11 protein-coding genes and 2 tRNA genes are annotated in these 19,651 nt (G+C 37.9%); 5 read left to right on the forward strand and 8 right to left on the reverse strand.

Annotated elements, in window-relative coordinates; genetic code table 11:
* Positions 1-65 precede the first annotated feature (65 nt).
* The 4 genes from C1721_RS00215 to C1721_RS16140 all read right to left on the reverse strand — a co-directional run bounded on the left by C1721_RS00215 (position 66) and on the right by C1721_RS16140 (position 6,390).
* Positions 66-2,411 (reverse strand): transglycosylase domain-containing protein, encoded by a 2,346-nt coding sequence (locus tag C1721_RS00215; RefSeq protein WP_102409164.1) that lies wholly within the window; start codon positions 2,409-2,411, stop codon positions 66-68.
* A gap of 85 nt (positions 2,412-2,496) precedes the next feature.
* Positions 2,497-3,366: a YeiH family protein gene (locus tag C1721_RS00220; RefSeq protein WP_420872725.1), complete on the reverse strand. Its 870-nt coding sequence runs from the start codon at positions 3,364-3,366 to the stop codon at positions 2,497-2,499.
* Positions 3,367-3,544: 178 nt separating this feature from the next.
* Positions 3,545-4,429: a LysR family transcriptional regulator gene (locus C1721_RS00225; protein WP_102406063.1), complete on the reverse strand. Its 885-nt coding sequence runs from the start codon at positions 4,427-4,429 to the stop codon at positions 3,545-3,547.
* 29 nt (positions 4,430-4,458) lie between these two features.
* The gene (locus C1721_RS16140) at positions 4,459-6,390 is read right to left on the reverse strand and encodes a sensor histidine kinase (protein WP_199830386.1); all 1,932 of its coding nucleotides are present in this window, start codon (positions 6,388-6,390) and stop codon (positions 4,459-4,461) included.
* 336 nt (positions 6,391-6,726) lie between these two features.
* Here C1721_RS16140 and C1721_RS00235 point away from each other — a divergent pair, with 336 nt between their 5' ends.
* A complete protein-coding gene (locus C1721_RS00235; protein ID WP_102406065.1) occupies positions 6,727-10,017 on the forward strand; it encodes an AsmA family protein in 3,291 nt (1,096 codons plus the stop codon).
* An 8-nt stretch (positions 10,018-10,025) separates the two neighbouring features.
* Here the strand turns inward: C1721_RS00235 and rfbB are convergent, their stop codons facing one another.
* Both rfbB and rfbC read right to left on the reverse strand, forming a co-directional pair.
* The gene (rfbB, locus tag C1721_RS00240; RefSeq protein WP_102406067.1) at positions 10,026-11,174 is read right to left on the reverse strand and encodes a dTDP-glucose 4,6-dehydratase; all 1,149 of its coding nucleotides are present in this window, start codon (positions 11,172-11,174) and stop codon (positions 10,026-10,028) included.
* Between the two features lie 2 nt (positions 11,175-11,176).
* Complete coding sequence (gene rfbC / locus C1721_RS00245) at positions 11,177-11,743, reverse strand: dTDP-4-dehydrorhamnose 3,5-epimerase (protein ID WP_102406069.1); 567 nt, start codon at positions 11,741-11,743, stop codon at positions 11,177-11,179.
* Between the two features lie 225 nt (positions 11,744-11,968).
* On the opposite strand from rfbC, the gene C1721_RS00250 reads away from it, so the two are divergent.
* Together C1721_RS00250 and C1721_RS00255 are read left to right on the forward strand one after the other, a co-directional pair.
* Positions 11,969-12,040, forward strand: a tRNA-Cys gene (locus tag C1721_RS00250).
* 36 nt (positions 12,041-12,076) lie between these two features.
* A tRNA-Cys gene (locus tag C1721_RS00255) sits at positions 12,077-12,151 on the forward strand.
* Between the two features lie 78 nt (positions 12,152-12,229).
* On the opposite strand, the gene C1721_RS00260 is transcribed toward C1721_RS00255, so the two are convergent.
* Positions 12,230-14,785, reverse strand: a complete 2,556-nt coding sequence (locus C1721_RS00260; protein WP_102406071.1) for a DUF5686 and carboxypeptidase-like regulatory domain-containing protein — start codon at positions 14,783-14,785, stop codon at positions 12,230-12,232.
* Positions 14,786-14,905: 120 nt separating this feature from the next.
* Positions 14,906-17,743, reverse strand: a complete 2,838-nt coding sequence (locus C1721_RS00265; RefSeq protein ID WP_102406073.1) for a bifunctional fucokinase/fucose-1-phosphate guanylyltransferase — start codon at positions 17,741-17,743, stop codon at positions 14,906-14,908.
* 327 nt (positions 17,744-18,070) lie between these two features.
* On the opposite strand from C1721_RS00265, the gene C1721_RS00270 reads away from it, so the two are divergent.
* Positions 18,071-18,670 (forward strand): master DNA invertase Mpi family serine-type recombinase, encoded by a 600-nt coding sequence (locus C1721_RS00270; RefSeq protein ID WP_102406075.1) that lies wholly within the window; start codon positions 18,071-18,073, stop codon positions 18,668-18,670.
* Between the two features lie 242 nt (positions 18,671-18,912).
* A complete protein-coding gene (gene ndk / locus C1721_RS00275; protein ID WP_102406077.1) occupies positions 18,913-19,374 on the forward strand; it encodes a nucleoside-diphosphate kinase in 462 nt (153 codons plus the stop codon).
* Positions 19,375-19,651 lie beyond the last annotated feature (277 nt).

A 19,651-nucleotide genomic window follows, 5' to 3' on the forward strand; every position in this document is an offset into this window, starting at 1 on the left:
CAGAAGCCCCCGTTACATAATCGAATCGATTCACGTAACGGGGGCTTCTGTTTTCTTTTCTATTTTTATTCAAACATTTTATCTATACCACCTATGTCTGCAGGAGCATTCCTTGTATCTCGGGAAGACTGGTTCTCACATGGATTAGAGAACTGTTCCGGTACTTCAAACGCATCTTCCTCCGAATATCCTAACGTTTTATCGGCATAAACTTTCTGCATATACAAACCATAGATAGGTAACGCCATACTTGCTCCCTGTCCTTCTGCCAAACGGTCGAAATGGATAGAACGATCTTCTCCTCCAACCCAGCATCCAGACACCAAACTAGGCGTAAATCCGATAAACCAGCCATCCGAATTATTTTGTGTCGTACCTGTTTTTCCTCCCATAGGAGCTTTGATTCCATAACGGAAACGGACACGTCCACCAGTACCTCCGTCTATTACACTTCGTAGCATATACAGCATCTTATAAGAAGCATCTTCGGTAAGCACTTCATTCATCTGAGGAGCAAAATTCGCAATCGTATTACCATAAGGATCTTCAATACGAGTTACATACAGCGGCTCCACACGAATACCTTTATTAGCAAAAGTAGTATAAGCACTTACCATTTCGCCAACCGATACATCCGGTGTTCCAAGACATACGGAAATTACCGGATCAATATAATTCTTCAAACCGAACGAATGCAACAAACGGACGAACGTATAAGGAGATAACTGGCTCATAAGATAGGCTGTAACCCAGTTATCAGAATTCTGCAACCCCCACTGGATAGTAACCATTTCCCCTATCCTCTTGGCACTGGCATTACGGGGAATCCACAAGCGCCCGTTTTCATCCATCAACTGCTGCTGCACATGCAACATTTCATCACACGGACTGAATCCTTCTATCATAGCCAAAGAATACAAGAATGGTTTGATGGTTGAACCTACCTGGCGACGTCCGCCATTTACCATATCATATTGGAAATCATTATAATCAATACCACCTACATACGCTTTGACTTGTCCGGTACGCGGATCCATCGACATAAACGCGGAACGAAGAAAACTCTTATGATAACGGATAGAGTCCCAAGGAGACATGATTGTATCAATAGGTCCGTCCCAACTAAACACGCGCATTTCGACCGGCTTTTTAAATTCTTTACGCATATCGGCCTCATTCATGCCGCTACTTTTCATAGCTCGATAACGGTCTGTCTGATGCATTGCCCGAATCAACATCGTATCCACCTGTCCGACAGAAACATCACGAGAGAACGGCGCATAGCTCCTACCCTTCTTTTCCTTGAAAAATGAAGGCTGCAAATCATTTCCTATATGTTGACGGACAGCTTCTTCGGCATATTGTTGCATACGTGAATCAATGGTAGTATATATCTTTAAACCATCCGTATAAATATTATAGTTTTCACCGTCCGCCTTCTTATTCTTATTACACCAGCCATACAACGGATTAGTTACCCACGATAAAGAATCTTCGGCAAATTTCTGCGATTGCCATGAGGCATAATTGCTACGTTCCGGTTTCTTTGCAGTTAATGTTAAGCGGAGATATTCACGGAAATAAGGAGCTAAACCATCCTTATGATCCATACGGGTAAAATGAACCGTAAGAGGTGTCTGTTTTAAAGAGTCGCATTCCGCTTGTGTCAGAAAGCCGGCCTTTACCATTTGTTCGAGAACAGTATTACGGCGTCCGCGTGTACGTTCATTATGTCGTACAGGATTAAAATAAGAAGGATTTTTACACATTCCTATCAATGTAGCCGCTTCTTCGGTTTTCAATGATTTTGGTGTCTTTCCGAAATAAACACGTGCAGCCGATTGAATACCGACAGCGTTATACAGAAAGTCGAACTTATTCAAATACATATTGATAATTTCTTCTTTCGTATAATTTCGCTCCAACTGGACGGCGATAACCCACTCTATCGGTTTCTGAAACAAACGTTCCATTATATTATCGGCACTTGGAGAGAATAATTGCTTAGCAAGCTGCTGCGTAATCGTGCTGCCTCCACCACCACTTTTTTGCATCAACAAACCACGCTTGACAATCGCACGAAACAAGCCTTGCGCATCAATGCCGCTATGTTCGGTAAAACGAATATCTTCGGTAGCAATTAACGCTTTCACCAAATCAGGAGAAAGGTCCTTATAATTTACGTAAATACGATTGTCTTTGCTATGGGCATAGCTACCTAAAGTTTTTCCGTCGGAAGAGATAATTTGTGAAGCGTATTTATCAATCGGATTTTCCAATTGTTCAACAGGAGGCATATAACCTATAGAACCATCAGCTATCAACTTAAATATCAAAGCAACAGCACCCAATGCCACTACATATATAACCCAAAAAGAAATGATAACGCCTTTTGTTATTCTTGAAGCCATAATTTTAATTGTTGACAGTTGACAGTTCGTTGCCTTCACTTGCCGACTGCCAACTATTATGAAATGCAAAGGTAATAAAAAACAATTACATAAGCATGATTACCCCAAGACTGATAAGACCAATAAAAATCCAAAGTATTACGCCTTGTATCATCGGACGGACTCCCACATTTTTAATCACTCTACGTGAAAGTCCCGTACCAATTAAAAATAAAGTAACCGTTAATCCTTTTTTAGCCAACCAAACCAAAGAGCCGCTTACCATTTCAGGAATAGACAGATATGTATTTGCTATCATCGCCAAGATGAAGAAAAAGATAAACCAGGGAATGCTGATTTTTGCCCCTTTTTGTTTAAAAAGAAACATAGTAACTATCGTTACCGGAATAATCCATAAAGCACGGGTAAGCTTTACCATAGTAGCAATCTCCAACGCCTTTTCACCATAAGCAGCACCGGCTCCAACTACCGAACTCGTATCATGTATAGCAATAGCAGCCCACATACCAAACTGTTCCTGCGTCATTCCCAAAAGATGTCCGATAGGCGGAAATATAAACAACGCAACAGCATTCAGGATAAAGATAGTTCCAAGAGCCATAGACATCTCATTATCGTCTGCTTTCACCACAGGAGCTACCGCCGCGATAGCACTGCCACCGCATATAGCCGTTCCGGCAGAAATAAGATAAGCTGTTTTTCTATCCATCATCAAACGCTTCCCCAGATACATGCCTAAAAGTAAAACAGCGGCAACAGAGATGACTGTAAAAACCATTCCTTCTTTACCGGTTTGCAAAGACTCATGCAGATTCATTCCGAAGCCTAATCCCACCACAGAAAATTGAAGCAAATATTTAGAAGTTTTTTTAGCAAATAGAGGAAAGGGGTGTCCTGCTGTCATTGCAAATGCAAGACCTAGAAACAGAGCTACAGCAGGTGATATAAACGGCATTAAACAGAGGATAAACAAAAGGATAAATAAGGGTTTATTATATTTACCAAGAAATTGTTCGATTACATTCATTCTTCTATACGTTATTCATTCATAATTTATTCGGGTGCAAAAGTACAATGATTACATACACAAAACCAATCATTATATAGAATAGACAATAACCTGAAGTTATAAATTAGCGATAGTTACTGGCATAACGTATAAAACTCTCTTCAATCCCTCCATTTTGTCCCTGCGGTTCAACAAATAAAAACATACGTTCCGCCCTAAAACCATCCACTTCTATAACTTTTAAAGTACCAGACATCAACTCTCTGGTAACTGCCCGGACAGATAGAATGCCTAAAGCGTCCGAATTTTCAAGAAATAGCTTAATACTTTCCGTACTTCCCAATTGCATTAACACATGAAGCTGCGATAATTTGATCTGATGAGCAGCCAACGCCGTTGCTAAAACATCCAAAGTACCTGAACCGTTTTCGCGTAATACGAGAGGCAAAGTACAAAGCTGGCTCAAAGTCAACTCATCAAAACGGGCAAATTGACTTCCCGTATGTGTTACTACGACTAATTCGTCTCTCATAAAAGGGCTATAATGCAATGTGTTCTGGCGTGTACTTCCTTCTACTAATCCCAATGTTATTTTTCCATCTCTAAGTGCTTGTTCTATATCATGGCTATTGCCATTCAAAAGAGAGACTCGTATATCCGGGAACTTTTTTATAAAAGAAGAAAGAATAGGAGGCAAAACATATTGGGCAATTGTAGTACTCGCCCCAAGGCGTAGTTCTCCTGAAAAATTATTCGTAAGCAAATTCATCTCAAAATCAAGCTGCCGGTATGCCGACAAGAGAACATTTGTATGAGAAAGCAGCAATTCTCCAGCCCTGGTCAGTTTAACCCGTCCGCCAACCCGTTCGAACAAAGGTGTTTTATACTGTATCTCCAATTCATGAATATGCTTGCTTATAGCAGGTTGGCTAATAAACAATTCACGCGAGGCTTTAGTAAAACTCAAATTACACGCAACACTATGAAACACTCTAAGGCGGAAATCCATTGTTTTTACGTTTTAAATATACTTATTTATCACAAAGATACGCGTTTAATCGGTAATATTACATAGAAAGTGGAGCCTTTCCCCAATTGGGACTCCACCTGAATCTGTCCACCCATTTTTTCAATTAAGCCTCGACAGATAGCTAATCCCAAACCTACACCTTTCGTCCAATTGCTCAACTGTACAAAACGGCTAAAAATATGTTCCAACTGGTCGGCAGGAATACCTTCACCTGTATCTTGAACAAAGAAACGCACCTGTGTATCAGTCAGTGTATATCCAAAACGGATAAACCCTTCATCCGTATGCTTTAAAGCGTTATTCAATAAATTCGTCAGAATCTGAGTCAAACGATTACGATCCGTATCCAGCACCAATGCCGGACATTCTGCCAATTCCAAACGGATTGTATCGGGGGTTCTTAATAAAATAATATTATAAATTTCCTTCATTAAAGCTGGTATATCCTGTGGGGCATAAAATAAGGACATCGAGTTCGACTCTATTTTTGAAATATCCAAAACATCTGCTATCAAGCGTTGTAACAATTCGTTATTATTTTGTATAATTTCAGCCAGTTGTTGACGCGTATCTTTATTCTCTTCATCTACCAGCACTTGAGAAAAACCAACTATAGCATTTAATGGCGTACGAATTTCGTGATTCATATTAGCGAGAAAAGCAGACTTTAACTGATCCGCTTCTTCCGCTTTCTCTTTCGCTTTTTTCAGTTGTAATCCATAACGATGACGGGAATAGGCAACCCAACCCAGCGTACAGCAAACCAAAATAAGCAAAATCATACCACCTCCCATCTGAAGTAACCGCGTGTGTGCATGGGAGGCCTGCAATTCCATTTTCTTATTATTCAGCTCCAGTTTATCCAGATCATGCTGATTCCTCAACTGGGCTAGTTCATCATAATATTTTTTCTGCGTAATTGAATCTTTCAAATCTATATATACACGATAACAATCGGAAGCTTCCGCCATATGATGAGTATTATAACATAATTCAGCTTTTTGGAGTAAAAGAGACATATAGCTTTCAATCCGTTTTGTTTTTTTAAAATAATCGAATAGCCCATTCACATGATATGATGCATTATCATAATCATTCACCATCCGATAATATAAAAACCAGACTTGGTGCATAGTCATTACTTCTTGGGACATATTATGTTTTTTCATTAAAGAGTCCGCAATTTTTGTATTTTCATAAGCTGCCTTCTGGTCAAGAACCCCCATTGAATAAAGGGCATAAGAACGATGATATAAATAATCTATATAATATAAAGGGGTTTCTTCATCCAGCATTTGAATATCTTTTGCCTTGCATTCATTAATATAACCATTCAATTTCTCCAAATATAAGAAACGAGTGTTCATACCCGTATTACTATTTAATATCTGACGAATTATATTAATACGTTTAATAATGGGAATATTACGCGTTTCCATACTATGAAGAACTTCCTCATATAAACGAAGTCCTTCTTCATACAATCCAGTTTTGAAATAATAATCGGCCAAAGCCTGATTAGCCATATCCTCACCATCTCTATACTTAACTTCCTGGGCCAATCTTCTGAGTTCATTAACTTCGGGAATAATTTCATCCCGATTACCTCTGACAGATAAAGCATAAATATACCATGCTTTCATTCGAAAAAATTCTTCATACGTTCCATTTTTCAGCATAATAGGTTCTGCTTTCCGAATATAATAACGCATGCTATCCAAATCTCGGGAATAATAATATTTAGTGATCTGAAAATATGCTTTTGCCTGAAAAACTTCATTCTTTTGTCTTTCCGCTTCGTTTAGAAATATATTAAAAAGAGGGATATTATCACTTTTTTTGGAAACATTGTTTTTTACAATACTATCCAGATAGATTAATTTAGTACTGTCTGTTTTTTCCGCAAGAACAGTATATAAGCTATCTATATTGATGCTCATTGATTTTATAGAGGCAACTATTAAAAAAGAAAATACACAAAAAAATAACCGTGTGTTTTTCATTCCATAGTAAATATTTTTTCATTTTGTTATAAGTATGGGCAAGATAGCTATAAAATTCAAGAAGCCATATAAATCATAACAAATTTTTAATTATTTAAGCTTCACAGGATCGTTTTTCTCCAAATTTATAATATAAAATAACAGTTTCGGCATGATTCCGCATCAACAAAACACGAACTATAGTAAAAACATCCAAGTATTTACAAATCATCCCTTTATTCTTCAAATGGTATAAAATATTTATATCTTTGTACAGGAATAAGAAAAATAGTCATGACAAAGAGCAAAAAAAAAATAATTACAGGCTGTTTAATAGCATTTTTTACCTTTTTTTTCATCTTACCATCCATTGGGTTCAGTATACTTCAATGGGGTATTCTTCCTCCCGAAAAATTAACACCTCTTGTTATTGAAAAAACAAATGAATTTCTGGATGCTCATCTGGAATGCGAAAAGATTGAATTGACTTATTTTGAAACTTATCCTCATCTAGGTATACGCCTTACGAACGGGAAACTAATATCTCATTCGGCAGAAGATTCTACAATGCACGAGGAAAGTCTTTCTATTCCATCAGATTCTTTGCTGAGTTTCCACAAAGCAATTATTTCGCTACGTCCTACAGATTTTTTATTTAGCGGAAAAATAACAATAGGAGAAGTAATCATTGAAGACCCTCGTTTTTATGGTTATGTAAATAAAGAAGGAAAGGCGAACTGGGATATTTACCATAGCGAAAATGACAGTACTGTTTCTGATGATGAACAAAAACAAAAATCGTTGCCTCCCATTGACCTGCAAAAAGTAAGAATATCCAACGGACATTTTACTTATGACGATCAACAACAGAATACGTATGCCGAGATAAAAGGCTTCTTCTTCAATTTGAACGGCTCGTTAACCCAGGATGAAAACATATTGGATTTGCAAGCAGGAATCAGTTCTATTCTATTCCATAGTCCGGCTTATACATTGGCGAACAATTTATCGCTAAAGTTAAAAAGTCAGCTGCAATTAAACAACCACTACAACACCATTACGCTACACGAAGCTGAGCTTCTAATTAATTCTTTACCTTTTACCGCCGATGGTAGCATTACGACAATACTTGAAACCCAACGAATGCGAATTGACATGAAAATGGGATTGAAGGTTGCAGATATGAATGATTTACTTAGTTTCATTCCGAATGCCTATTTTCAAAACCGGGATAAAACACATGCAAAAGGAAATATAATATTAGACGGGAATATATATGGTGAACTGGGTGACAGTATTGTTCCATCCATTAACCTCTGCTGCCAAATTAAAAATGGTTCATATCATATTTCCGGCATTAAGCAAGGCATAGATACTTTACAAATGGATTTAGACCTTCACCTGAACGGCCTGCATCCCGATTCATCATTTATATCTCTTGAAGAATTAAAGATTAAAGGGTTAAACACGTCTTTATCCATGAAAGGAAAGGTTACAAATGTATTCCAAAACCCGGATATCAATACAGAAATAAACGGACAGGTAGATTTTACACGGATGGCAAAGGATTTTCTGAATCCTGATACATTATTGTTGCAAGGAATGCTGAATGCCAATCTCCGGACAGCATTTACCATAGACGACCTAATAAATGGCAGATATGATAAAGTACAGGCTTCCGGGAAATTGGATATAAATCAATTTAAAGCTTTCAGCCAACCGTTTGGCATAGACGCATACGTTACAGGAACACATTTTTTTATAGGTTCCACGCATAAAGAAAGCATTTATCTAAACAAAAAAGGATTGCTGAATGCAACTCTCTCTATCGATACGATGAATATAAAATATAAAGATGAAATAAATACAAATATCTACCTTCTGGAAATGCAAGCCAACACAACTCCGGTTATTGATACTTCAGCAGTAATCCCTCTGACTGCCAGTGTCAAATTTGAACATTTAAACAGTCGCTTGCCGGATTCCATATGGATTGCTGCCGGACATACCGTATTGCAAGGTGGAATGAAAGCATCCGCCACTAACAAACGGATACCTACAGCCGGTGCAACAATCAGTGTCGATACATTAAAATATTTTATTGCTCCTATACGTACAGGCATGACGTTGGCGGGAAGTCAATTCAACATCACCGCATTGCCATATCGTGAAGCCAGGCAGCAAAAAAGGCAACAAACAAATACGCCCCAACGAACAACACGTACGCGTATAAGAACATCTCAGACAACAAAAAAAGATTCTTTAGATCAGACCACCAGTATACTACGTAAATGGGAAGCACGTGGAAATGTCCGTTTCAACCAAATGCAGGCATTCAGCCGCCTTTTCCCTATTCCAATACGAATGGAACAAACGAATGTAAAGTTTAACACCAATACGATTACTCTTACCGACGCCCGTTTACGTATAGGTAAAAGTGACCTGACATTAAATGGTGAAATCAATCATATCAGACAGGCTCTACTTCGTGGAGGAAAATTAAAAGGCAACTTTGCCCTGACATCCAATTATATTGACTGTAACCAAATAATGAAAGCGATGAACAAGGGCATGCAATATTCAGAGCAACATGCTATTTCTGCCGATCTGGATATGTTAAACAACGAAAATATCACCAATCTGGAAACACACAACTTGTCTGTAACAGACACAGCGGCAGTTGATACAACCGACCAGCTTTTCGTGCTTCCGGCAAATCTGGACATGACACTCCACACGGATGCCAAACGTATAGACTTCAAAGATTTATCTTTGGAAAATGTACAAGGTGAAGTTATTCTTCGTAACCAAAGCGCCAACCTGAGTAACTTAAATATGCATTCAAACATGGGTGACGGAAACCTGACTATGGTTTATACCGCTAAAAATAAACGCGGAGCAACAGCTGGTTTTGACTTAGACATGGAGCATATTTTAGTGGAGAAACTGATAAGCTTGTTTCCTTCTATGGATACATTAGTACCCATGCTTCGTTCTTTCGAAGGCGTTGTTGACTGCCAGATTACAGCAACCTGCCAGATGGATTCAACGATGTCTATCATCCTCCCGTCTTTAAACTCAGCCTGCTTCCTGCATGGAAAAAACATGGTATTGCTAGACGGTGAAACTTTTACTGAGATATCTAAAACTCTTATGTTCAAAAACAAAAAACGTAATATGATAGATAGTATTTCTGTGGATTTGGCCATTAGAGACAATAAAATAGAGGTTTTTCCCTTCCTTGTTGAAATGGATCGCTACAAGGTAGCTGTAGGAGGAACACACAATCTTGATATGACATTCGATTACCATATTTCCGTATTAAAATCTCCCGTACCATTCAAATTAGGTATAGATATTCGAGGAAATATGGATGACTTCAAGTTCAAAATTGTAAAATGCCGTTACAAAGATTTTCTAAAACCTGCCAAACAAGCAGAATTGGATAGTACACGCACCAATATACGGTACAATATACGTGAAGCGATACGAAAACAAATAAAAGAGGCTGCACCGGAATTAGCGGGCAGCCTTGCAGCCAATACGTATACTCATGCGGAAACAGAAAATGAGCAAACCGAATGACCGGAAGATTACTTTATTTCTCTTCCGGCATACATTTGTTCATAATATTTCATATAATCGCCACCGGTTATATCCTCTACCCATTTTTGATTTTCCAAATACCAACGAATGGTCTTTTCAATTCCAACTTCAAAACAAGTTTCAGGAATCCAACCAAGTTCTTTGGTTATTTTTGTCGGGTCGATGGCATAGCGTTGGTCGTGTCCCAAACGATCCTTGACAAAAGTTATCAAATCATCATTAATCCATTCGATAGATATTTGCCCATCCGGGCCTATGTCTTTCTTTTTCAATACCTGACGATATTCCGGATGTTCTGTCATCAATTGGCGGATAGTCCGGATAGTAAGTTTCACGATCTCTATATTTTGTTTTTCGTTATGTCCTCCTACGTTATAGACTTCTCCCACTCTTCCATTGTGGATAACAGCGTCAATAGCCTTACAATGATCTTCCACATATAACCAATCGCGTACATTCGTACCATCACCATAAACAGGAAGTTTTTTCCCCTCTAAGATATTTTTAATAATAAGAGGTATCAGTTTTTCCGGAAAATGATATGGTCCATAATTATTAGAACAGCGAGTTATACTCACCGGCATTTTATAGGTTTCAAAATAAGCTTTTACAAACAGATCGGCACTGGTTTTTGATGCACTGTACGGACTACGAGGGTCTAACGGAGTTGTTTCATGGAAAAATCCCTCAGCACCTAAACTGCCATATACTTCATCTGTTGATACCTGATGGAAACGCACATTGCTTTTCCAGGTAGGATAACCGGATTCATCTTTCCCCGTCACCCACGCTTTACGGGCCGCATCCAACAGATTTTGTGTCCCCAAAATATTTGTAACAAGAAATAATTGAGGATTTTCAATACTACGATCCACATGACTTTCGGCCGCGAAATTAACAACGTAATTAAATTGATATTTAGCAAACAATTCATCAGCCAAAGTTCTATCGCAAATATCTCCCTTCACAAATATGCAACGTTCGTTATCTATATCATTGGCTATTGTGCCTAAATTACCGGCATAAGTAAGTAAATCTAAAACAACCAGTTTTATATCCTGATGCTTTGAAAGCATATATTTAATAAAATTAGCTCCAATAAAACCGGCAGCACCGGTAACCAGGTAAGTCTTCATATTTATATTTTTTTGAATGTAAAATTAAGTTCGGCTTCATTCAGACAAGGTGCATTTTTATCTTTTTCTGAAAGGTTAATCAACGACAAATCTTTTATTCCCCAATCCACATGAATAGCAGGATCGTCAAAGCGAATGCCCCTTTCATGTGATGGCGTATAAGGATTATCAACTTTATATGTAAAAACAGCTTCTTCGCTCAGAACGTGGAATCCATGTGCAAATCCTTGCGGAATAAATAATTGCCGTTTATTTTCGCCGGATAATTCTACAGCAATATACTTCCCGAAAGTAGGAGAACCGGCACGTACATCAACAGCCACATCCAATACCCGACCTTTTATTACACGTACTAATTTGGATTGGGAATAAGGCGCTAGCTGATAATGTAATCCTCTCAAAACACCTTTCGTTGAACATGATTCATTATCCTGCACAAAATCAAATTTTCCTATACATGCTTCAAATTCATTCTGCTTAAAGGCCTCCATAAAATATCCCCTTGCATCACTAAATACTTTCGGTTCAATAATCCAAACGCCGGGAATATCTGTCTCCGTATATGTCATATTTTCTATTTTATCTTATCAGACAACAAAGTAACTGTATTTTTCCTATTTCTACAATATTCCGTTTAAAAGATTACACTTATCCGGATGAATCCGTTATAAATTATGTACAAGGACAATCTGGAAGAGGATTTTAGCAAGCAATAAAAGAATAAAAGATTTGGATATTCCAAATATATTCTATTTCTTTGCACTCGCAAAATAAGCTGGTTGTTTTGCTATAACGGTTCCTTGGATGAGTGGCTTAGTCAGTGGTCTGCAAAACCATGTACGGCGGTTCGAATCCGCCAGGAACCTCTAAAAAGCAATCATCTACTTGTATAAAAACATTTTGGTTCCTTGGATGAGTGGCTTAGTCAGCGGTCTGCAAAACCGTGTACGGCGGTTCGAATCCGCCAGGAACCTCCAAAAAGAAACCTCTTCGCATCATATCTATGCAAAGAGGTTTCTTTTTTATATTTGTTTTCTCTTTATATATTAAATACTCTAGAACGTCAGGTGCATGCTAAATCGAACACCTCGTGTTTGAATTCCCGGATGGTCTTTATAGTTCAAACGCCAAACATAATCCAAACGCAAGAATTTAAAGATGTTTTCAACTCCCACTCCTACTTCCATATAAGGAGTACTGCTCATAGCATATGAACCGGCAGGAAATAAATATAACCCTTCTCCTCCTCCATTAGCCGGATTATTTTTTTCTGAAAGATGACCATATAAACCACGGAAAGAGAAAACTTCTCTCCATTTCAATTTCTTCACTAAAGGTAAACGATTCAACAAAGCTCCATTCATAAAATAAGTCACATCCCATGAAGCATATTCATCATTCAGAAACTCCATCGCGTTCATACAAGTATATGACTCCGGTTGCACAGTATAAGAAAGGTTTGCATTCGGAATAATCAGTAACGGATATGGCACTTTATCCCAAACCTTACCTGCCTTACCAATAATATCTACATATCCAAAAGCAGAGAACCAAAAACGTTTCTGAATACCCACATCTGTACGATTATATGTATAAGATGAACCTAAAACACCTTTAAGAGCCGTTACATGGCTTACAGTAAAGACAGGAGCATCCAATGTTATTGGATAACGATAATTTCGGGTCTGATAAAATTTCTCATTCGGAGCATATCTGAATTTAAACTCCATCTCTGTCATAGAGTAAGACTTTACAGGTGTTATCTGATTATCCGGGCCGATACGGTCGAAAGCAGAATATTCGGTTGCATATTCTTTTTTATTTCTGAATACGGCACCATAAGCCAAGCCATTATAATGTTCACTATAATAAGTAAGTTCCGCATTACGCAAATAAGTGGCACGCGTATCCCGTTGGCGTTTCCATGCTAAAAAGATATTATCCTGATTAGTATACATATATTGCTGCCCCAACTGATTGATATCATATTTATACTCGGCACGGATAGAATGCACCGGAAATTCTTTACGATATTCTTTCTTTTCATTGAAAGAATATTCTACAATAGCATCATACTTAACCTTTTCATCTTTAGTTCCGTACGCAACATATCCATCAAGGAACAGGTTCTTACTAAATGCCGTAGTAGTAGTTCCTCCCACACGAAAGCGAGCCCCCTCGATAGCATTACCGCTAATTGCCGTATTCATTGGGCCGAACTCGAATTTACTTTTCATCGGATCCTTGTTCGTTGCTATATATCCCGAAACCAATATGGAAACGACCTTTTCCGTAATATAAAAGATTGGAACAGAACGTAGCTTTGCCATTAAAGCTTCAACCGTATGTTGCTTTCGTTTGCCGGCTTCTTCCGGCCTGTTGATTTCCCAGAAATCTTCCGGCCTGCGAAACGCCTCCTTATCCGTTATAACAGGCGCACTTTCTTGGAATATAGAAGCATCCTCCGGTGGAGAAAAAGCCTGATTACTATAAATATTAAGCCTACGGGCATACATACCTTTCGACTTTTGCGATAATTTAAAATCTACATTTATATCATCCTTCGTAATGATACGAGTTCCGTCTTCGGCCCTATCAAAAGTTTGTTCAATAGTCATTCCTCCCACGAAGTTAAGGTTGATTTTCTTAGGGACATTCAGCTTCACACGCTGAACAAAATAAGTTGAATCAAGCGTAATATAAAGGTGTCCTGTAAAACCAAACGTTTCCGAATTAAATGGAACAAAACCGAGATCCACGCATTTTTGATTATTAATTTCCAAAGTATCCAATAAATAGTACTTATAGAAATTCGGCCCCATAGTTGATAAAGGACTTACAAAACGATTCAGGAATAATGGAATATCATTCTGAAAGATATTCACTTCACGAAATACCTCATCCAAAAACTGCTGAATACCATCTCTTGAAAATATTTCATCTATACCGGCGGATTTCGCACCCTTTACTAATCTTTTCTCCGACTTCGGATTTTTACGAAAGTAAACGGAAGAAACCTTTTCTCTTTCAGATACCGGTAATACTGTTGTTCCTATTTCCAAAGTATCAACAAAATCAACCAAGAAGTCAAATTTGCCCACTTTTCCATCCGGTTTCTTCGGCTTCGGTTGAAAGTCATTCATAGCGAAGACCATCTTTTCATACTGGTCATAACGAAAATAATCGTGATTACGAGGATCATTGCTCTCTCTTCTTTCTATGGCATTCTTTACAAATGCGACAGCCGGATTGTCTTTCTTTTTATACTTGTCTTTACCTCCCTTTACTACTACTTCCGAAAGAGTAATAGAAGAAGGTGCCAATTCTATTTTTAAATTATTAGTTCTCCCCGGAGTAATTCGAATCTCTTTCTCTGCATAACCTAAGTATGAGAACTGTAATATACGAACTTTTGAAGAAGTAGATATAGAAAACTGACCGTCCAGGTCCGTAGTAGAACCAATAGTCGTTCCTTTCAACAATACAGAAACATACGGCAAAGCCTCACCCGTAATAGAGTCATTAACAACCCCTTTTATTATAGTATTTTGCCCATTCGCCACCCAGACGATAAGCATAAAGAAAATACAGCAAATATATTTTGTCCCCATTACATCATTACAACCTTTTCCCCATTAAAAAACTTCGCAAAGGTATAATTTCTGTTGGAATAGCAATGTTCCAAATAGCAATGATTCTATTCCATTTAGCTACAAATATTTTGTAAAATCCTATGAGCGGCTCACTTGCAAACCTTTAGTGGACAAATTCATCTCTACAAAACGGGCATTCTGATTCTGGGAAAATGTCGCTAATACTTTACGAATCTGTAATGCAGCTTCAGGGTCTTTCGCTACCATATATAAATAGCCACCTCCACCTGCGCCAGGCAATTTATAACCTAAGGTATAGTCTTTTATCTGATTTATAATCTGCTCCACAGCTAAAGGATTCGTACCCGAATCCAATGCTTTATTTTGCACCCAAGTTTTACCAACCAGATTTCCATACGTTTTAAAATCTCCACGTTGGATTGCTTCATACATATCCAAAGCATGTTCTTTCATTTCGGAAAGCAAAGTTAGATGTACACTACTATTCAAGAACATACCTCTTACAATCTCCGCTAATATATCTTTTGCCGTACGCGTGATACCTGTATAATACAAAAGATGACAAGCCTGAAACTCCGGTTCCGTAAATAAATAATCGGGCAACCATCGTACTTTAGGAGATTGGATGAAACCTTCTCCTGTCTGCAATAATTTCAATCCGTGAAGAATACCTCCGTATTGGTCTTGCCATCCTCCTCCGGTAGTCAATAATTGCTCCAAGATAAGCGTACGGTTTCCTATTTCACTTTTATCCCAAGCCAAGCCACAAAAATCGGAGATTGCCCCTAACACCGTAGCAGCTAAAATAGAACTGGTTCCTAACCCGGAACCGGCAGGAATAGCCGCCAGTAAAGTAACTTCCAATCCACAACCAAAACTTTTCAACTGCTCTTCCAAAGAAGAATATCTCTCAGCCGCAAACTCCGGAATAAATCCGGCTAAAGCCAAAGCCGCTTTCGGTATAGAGAATGGAGAACCCACTTTATTATAATTCTTCAACTCATCCCAGGAAGTAATGCACTCCATTGCCCCCAGGTCTATTGAACGTAAGATTATATTATATGCTTTAGAAGGCTTCACATAGACTTGTAAAGGCGGTTGCCCATTTAGTTCTATAGCCACATTCACCACATTTCCTCCGGAATACATACAATATGGAGGCGTATCGGTCCAACCTCCGGCCAAATCAATGCGAACAGGACTTCGTCCCCAAACAATCTGATCTCGATAGACGTTTAAGCAAGGCGTTTGTTTATTGTCTGCAATTGACCCTATTAAACCGTCGCGCAAAAGAGAGAAAGCCTTTTGCTGTTCATCTGAATAATTTTTACCGGAAAGCTGTAATATACGGGCACGGAACATGTGGTCATGTATCTGCTTCATCAATGAAACGTTTTCCGATAAAGGTTCTGGTAAAGCAATATTATTTTTCACGAACTCTTCCGCCGCATCAGCTAAATCCAATTGATAAAAAACACTTTTCTCATGATTAGCAGCAAGCATTGACCAATCTTTTTTCCGGAAAGCCTCACGTTGGAAAATTAAACGAGGCAAATTTGCTTTATCGGACAATTCATTTGCAGACATCTTTTGGGCAGACTCCCATATATTCCTGCCTTTTTCCAAATCCGGTTCCGAAATCATCCAGCGTAGAACGATGCCTAAATCGTCAACAGATTTACAAACCGGAAAAATAAGAGCATTCTGAATATCTTCGCATTCCGGCAATCGCACATTTCTTTCCGATGCCCATTCAGAAACAGGATGTCCCATAAATAAGGTTGATATATCCGCCGGATTTCCTTTAAAAGCATCATTAAAACCATAAGGACGAGCTACGTAATCTGTTTCATTTACAGGAACAACATCCACACAAACACCTTCCAGCAAACGCAACTTCCAGTTATTTACAGGAACACCTGTGATAATATGTTTATTATTTAATATCCAATACGGACCAACATAACTATTCTCTACCCATAATTCGGAATTGTTTACTGTCAGTTTCTGATGTATCTCGGCATTCTGCACAAACATTGCAGGATGAGGTTTTATCTTCCGTTGCATAATAGCACGCTGGTCTATCACAAGATTCTGTATGGCTAAAGTAGATGAAATCAACTCTCTACTAGTTCCATAATGGTAAAACTCACCTCCCGGCAAAGGCAAAATAGCAACGGTTAGCTTATTTAACTCCGGATCCGGAATCTTTGGGTTTGCTCCCAAAGCTAAACCGAACTCAGAATATAAATCATAGAATTTCAAAGTTTTACCATCCGATTTATAGGAACGTTTCATTAGCAATTCTACGGCACGATCACTTAACAGCCAAATACCAATATCCATTAAGAACAGATGAGAACCCGCCAGTTGTCCCAATTCCTCTAAAGAAGGTTTCTGCAACATAAAATCCAACTTGCCGGAAGATTTGCGACTGGAAACAAAAACGCCATGATTAACAGCCAATCCAGGCTCTACCCACATGCCATAACAAACAACATCCACATCGGGAATATCTTGTAACGGCTCTCTGTTCCGAATATATACATCGCCGCTGGCAATCAACGTATGTAATGTATCCGGCGCCTTTTGCATGATTTTTTCATACAAAGGCAATTGCAATGACAGCAAATTCTGAGACAGTTTTTGCCCTCTCGCCCAACGAAAAACAGGTATCGGCGTTAACACCTTTCCGGAAGGAGCATATCCCGGCAAACGACGGCTTTGTCCGCCGGCATGCAGCAATATTCTTTTTTCCATAGATAACCAATCGACTATAGATGAATCTCCCGCTTCTCTTTCACGACAAGACTCTAACAGCCAGGTTGTTCCTCCACCCGATCCCAACCGTGCGCCTTTCGGATCAGAAGTACAAAACCATTCTCTCGAATCTACATTTTCTATCTTATGAAAACAATCCACCAAATTTGGCGGTAAAGACAACAACTTCTTCATGATGTTTTTTAACTAAACCTGTTTCAATATATTGAATTAAACAGTTTCTATATTTATGCTTGTAAAAGTACAAGAAATCCATGATATAAAAAACCTCCGGCATTTAAGCAACAATCCATTAAACACAATATTCGTTCATTATCCGCCTTTTTACCCCGTTTATTTTATTTAATTTTTTCATCTTGCCATTCCATTGATTTAAATTTGTAATTTTAGTCATGAAAAATATCTATTTAGACTACAATAAAAAAGTTTGTTTTTGCTAATCATATAGCCATTTCCAAACATAAAACGTATCTTGTTTCATATTAATTTAATAGTAGTAATATGGTATATGGTTATGTAAGAGTCAGTACCGACAAACAAAACACTGACAATCAAAGGTTTGAAATTGAAAAATTCGTCAAAGCCAGAAACATGCGTGTTGATAGCTGGGTAGATGAAACAATCAGCGGAACAAAAGGGATATCCGAACGGCAATTGGGTAAGCTATTAAAGCAAGTCCGCAAAGGCGATATTTTAATTACAACAGAACTTTCACGTCTCGGACGTAATTTAATGCAAGTAATGAGTTTTCTGCATCAATGTATGGAAAGAGACATCATTGTCTTTACAGTAAAAGAAGGTTATGAACTTGGGAACAACATTAATAGCAAAATTTTGGCATTCGCTTTTAGCCTAAGCGCTGAAATTGAACGCAACCTTATTTCGCAGAGAACAAAAGAAGCTCTGGCACGGAAGAAAAACCTAGGTGAAAAACTAGGTAGACCAAAAGGTTTCTCTTTGGAACAATGTAAATTATCAGGAAAAGAAGAAGTCATACGAAAACTTCTTCAAGAAAAAAGAACAAAGCAATATATCAGTCAAAAATTAGGGGTGAACAGACAAACGTTGCGTAATTTCATGAAGAACCATCTAGGTATGTAAATATCATAGACCTTTTAACAAACAGACGAACATTTAACCTATGTTAAAGAACGCAAGTTCTCACATATTTTTCTGCATTTATTGACTATTCATGATTAACTTGCAGAACTATATAGAGAAAATATGTTTGAAATATCTAAAATTATGCTTTCTTTCCAATCTACTGAAAACGAATAAGAGAAGAAAAATTCATACATATTTTATTTTATATACTTTAGTTTAATCTCTTAATATAATTCTAAATGGAAAAAACACTAGTAATTTTAAAACCGTGTACCATTCAGCGAAGCCTGATAGGTGAAATTGTTTCTCGTTTTGAGAAAAAAGGACTCCGTTTAGCCGGTATGAAAATGATTTGGCTGAGCGATGAAATATTAAGTGAACATTATGCTCATTTGAAAGAAAAACCATTCTTTCAAAGAATTAAGGATGCCATGAGCGTATGTCCTGTAATTGTATGTTGTTGGGAAGGAGTGGATGCCATAAATGTTGTACGTACACTAACTGGTGCTACAAATGGAAGGAATGCCGCTCCGGGAACAATCAGAGGAGACTATAGTATGAGTGTACAAGAAAATATTGTACATGCATCCGACTCTCCGGAAACAGCTGCGATAGAAATAAAAAGATTCTTTTCGGATACAGAAATATATGATTATAAATTAAACAATCTATCAAGTCTGTATGCCAATGACGAATTTTAAACATAAAAATAGCCGGAATTGAAAGAGAAGTTTCTTTACAATTCCGGCTATCATATTTATAACCCTACATCCTATCCTCACGAACCGGATGAAATTACTAATCTAAAAATCTAATACCATGAAAAACACACTATATTCTGATAACAATAGCTTCTTTAAAAAAGTTTCAGTCATAAGAGTTTTTTCTGTTTCATCCCGATGAAACTTTTGTTTCTTCCTGATGAAACTATATTTTCATCGAGATGGAATAAAAAGAAACTTTATTGTATTTCTCCCC

It is taken from the genome of Parabacteroides bouchesdurhonensis, from assembly GCF_900186615.1.
GTDB classification, from domain to species: Bacteria; Bacteroidota; Bacteroidia; order Bacteroidales; family Tannerellaceae; genus Parabacteroides; species Parabacteroides bouchesdurhonensis.

What these genes read in the sequence shown, in the direction of transcription:
- C1721_RS00215 (WP_102409164.1), bottom strand. Translation starts at nt 2,411, where the DNA reads ATGGCTTCAAGAATAACAAAAGGCGTTATCATTTCTTTTTGGGTTATA.
- C1721_RS00220 (WP_420872725.1), bottom strand. Translation starts at nt 3,366, where the DNA reads ATGCCGTTTATATCACCTGCTGTAGCTCTGTTTCTAGGTCTTGCATTT.
- C1721_RS00225 (WP_102406063.1), bottom strand. Translation starts at nt 4,429, where the DNA reads ATGGATTTCCGCCTTAGAGTGTTTCATAGTGTTGCGTGTAATTTGAGT.
- C1721_RS16140 (WP_199830386.1), bottom strand. Translation starts at nt 6,390, where the DNA reads ATGAGCATCAATATAGATAGCTTATATACTGTTCTTGCGGAAAAAACA.
- C1721_RS00235 (WP_102406065.1), top strand. Translation starts at nt 6,727, where the DNA reads ATGACAAAGAGCAAAAAAAAAATAATTACAGGCTGTTTAATAGCATTT.
- rfbB (WP_102406067.1), bottom strand. Translation starts at nt 11,174, where the DNA reads ATGAAGACTTACCTGGTTACCGGTGCTGCCGGTTTTATTGGAGCTAAT.
- rfbC (WP_102406069.1), bottom strand. Translation starts at nt 11,743, where the DNA reads ATGACATATACGGAGACAGATATTCCCGGCGTTTGGATTATTGAACCG.
- C1721_RS00260 (WP_102406071.1), bottom strand. Translation starts at nt 14,785, where the DNA reads ATGGGGACAAAATATATTTGCTGTATTTTCTTTATGCTTATCGTCTGG.
- C1721_RS00265 (WP_102406073.1), bottom strand. Translation starts at nt 17,743, where the DNA reads ATGAAGAAGTTGTTGTCTTTACCGCCAAATTTGGTGGATTGTTTTCAT.
- C1721_RS00270 (WP_102406075.1), top strand. Translation starts at nt 18,071, where the DNA reads ATGGTATATGGTTATGTAAGAGTCAGTACCGACAAACAAAACACTGAC.
- ndk (WP_102406077.1), top strand. Translation starts at nt 18,913, where the DNA reads ATGGAAAAAACACTAGTAATTTTAAAACCGTGTACCATTCAGCGAAGC.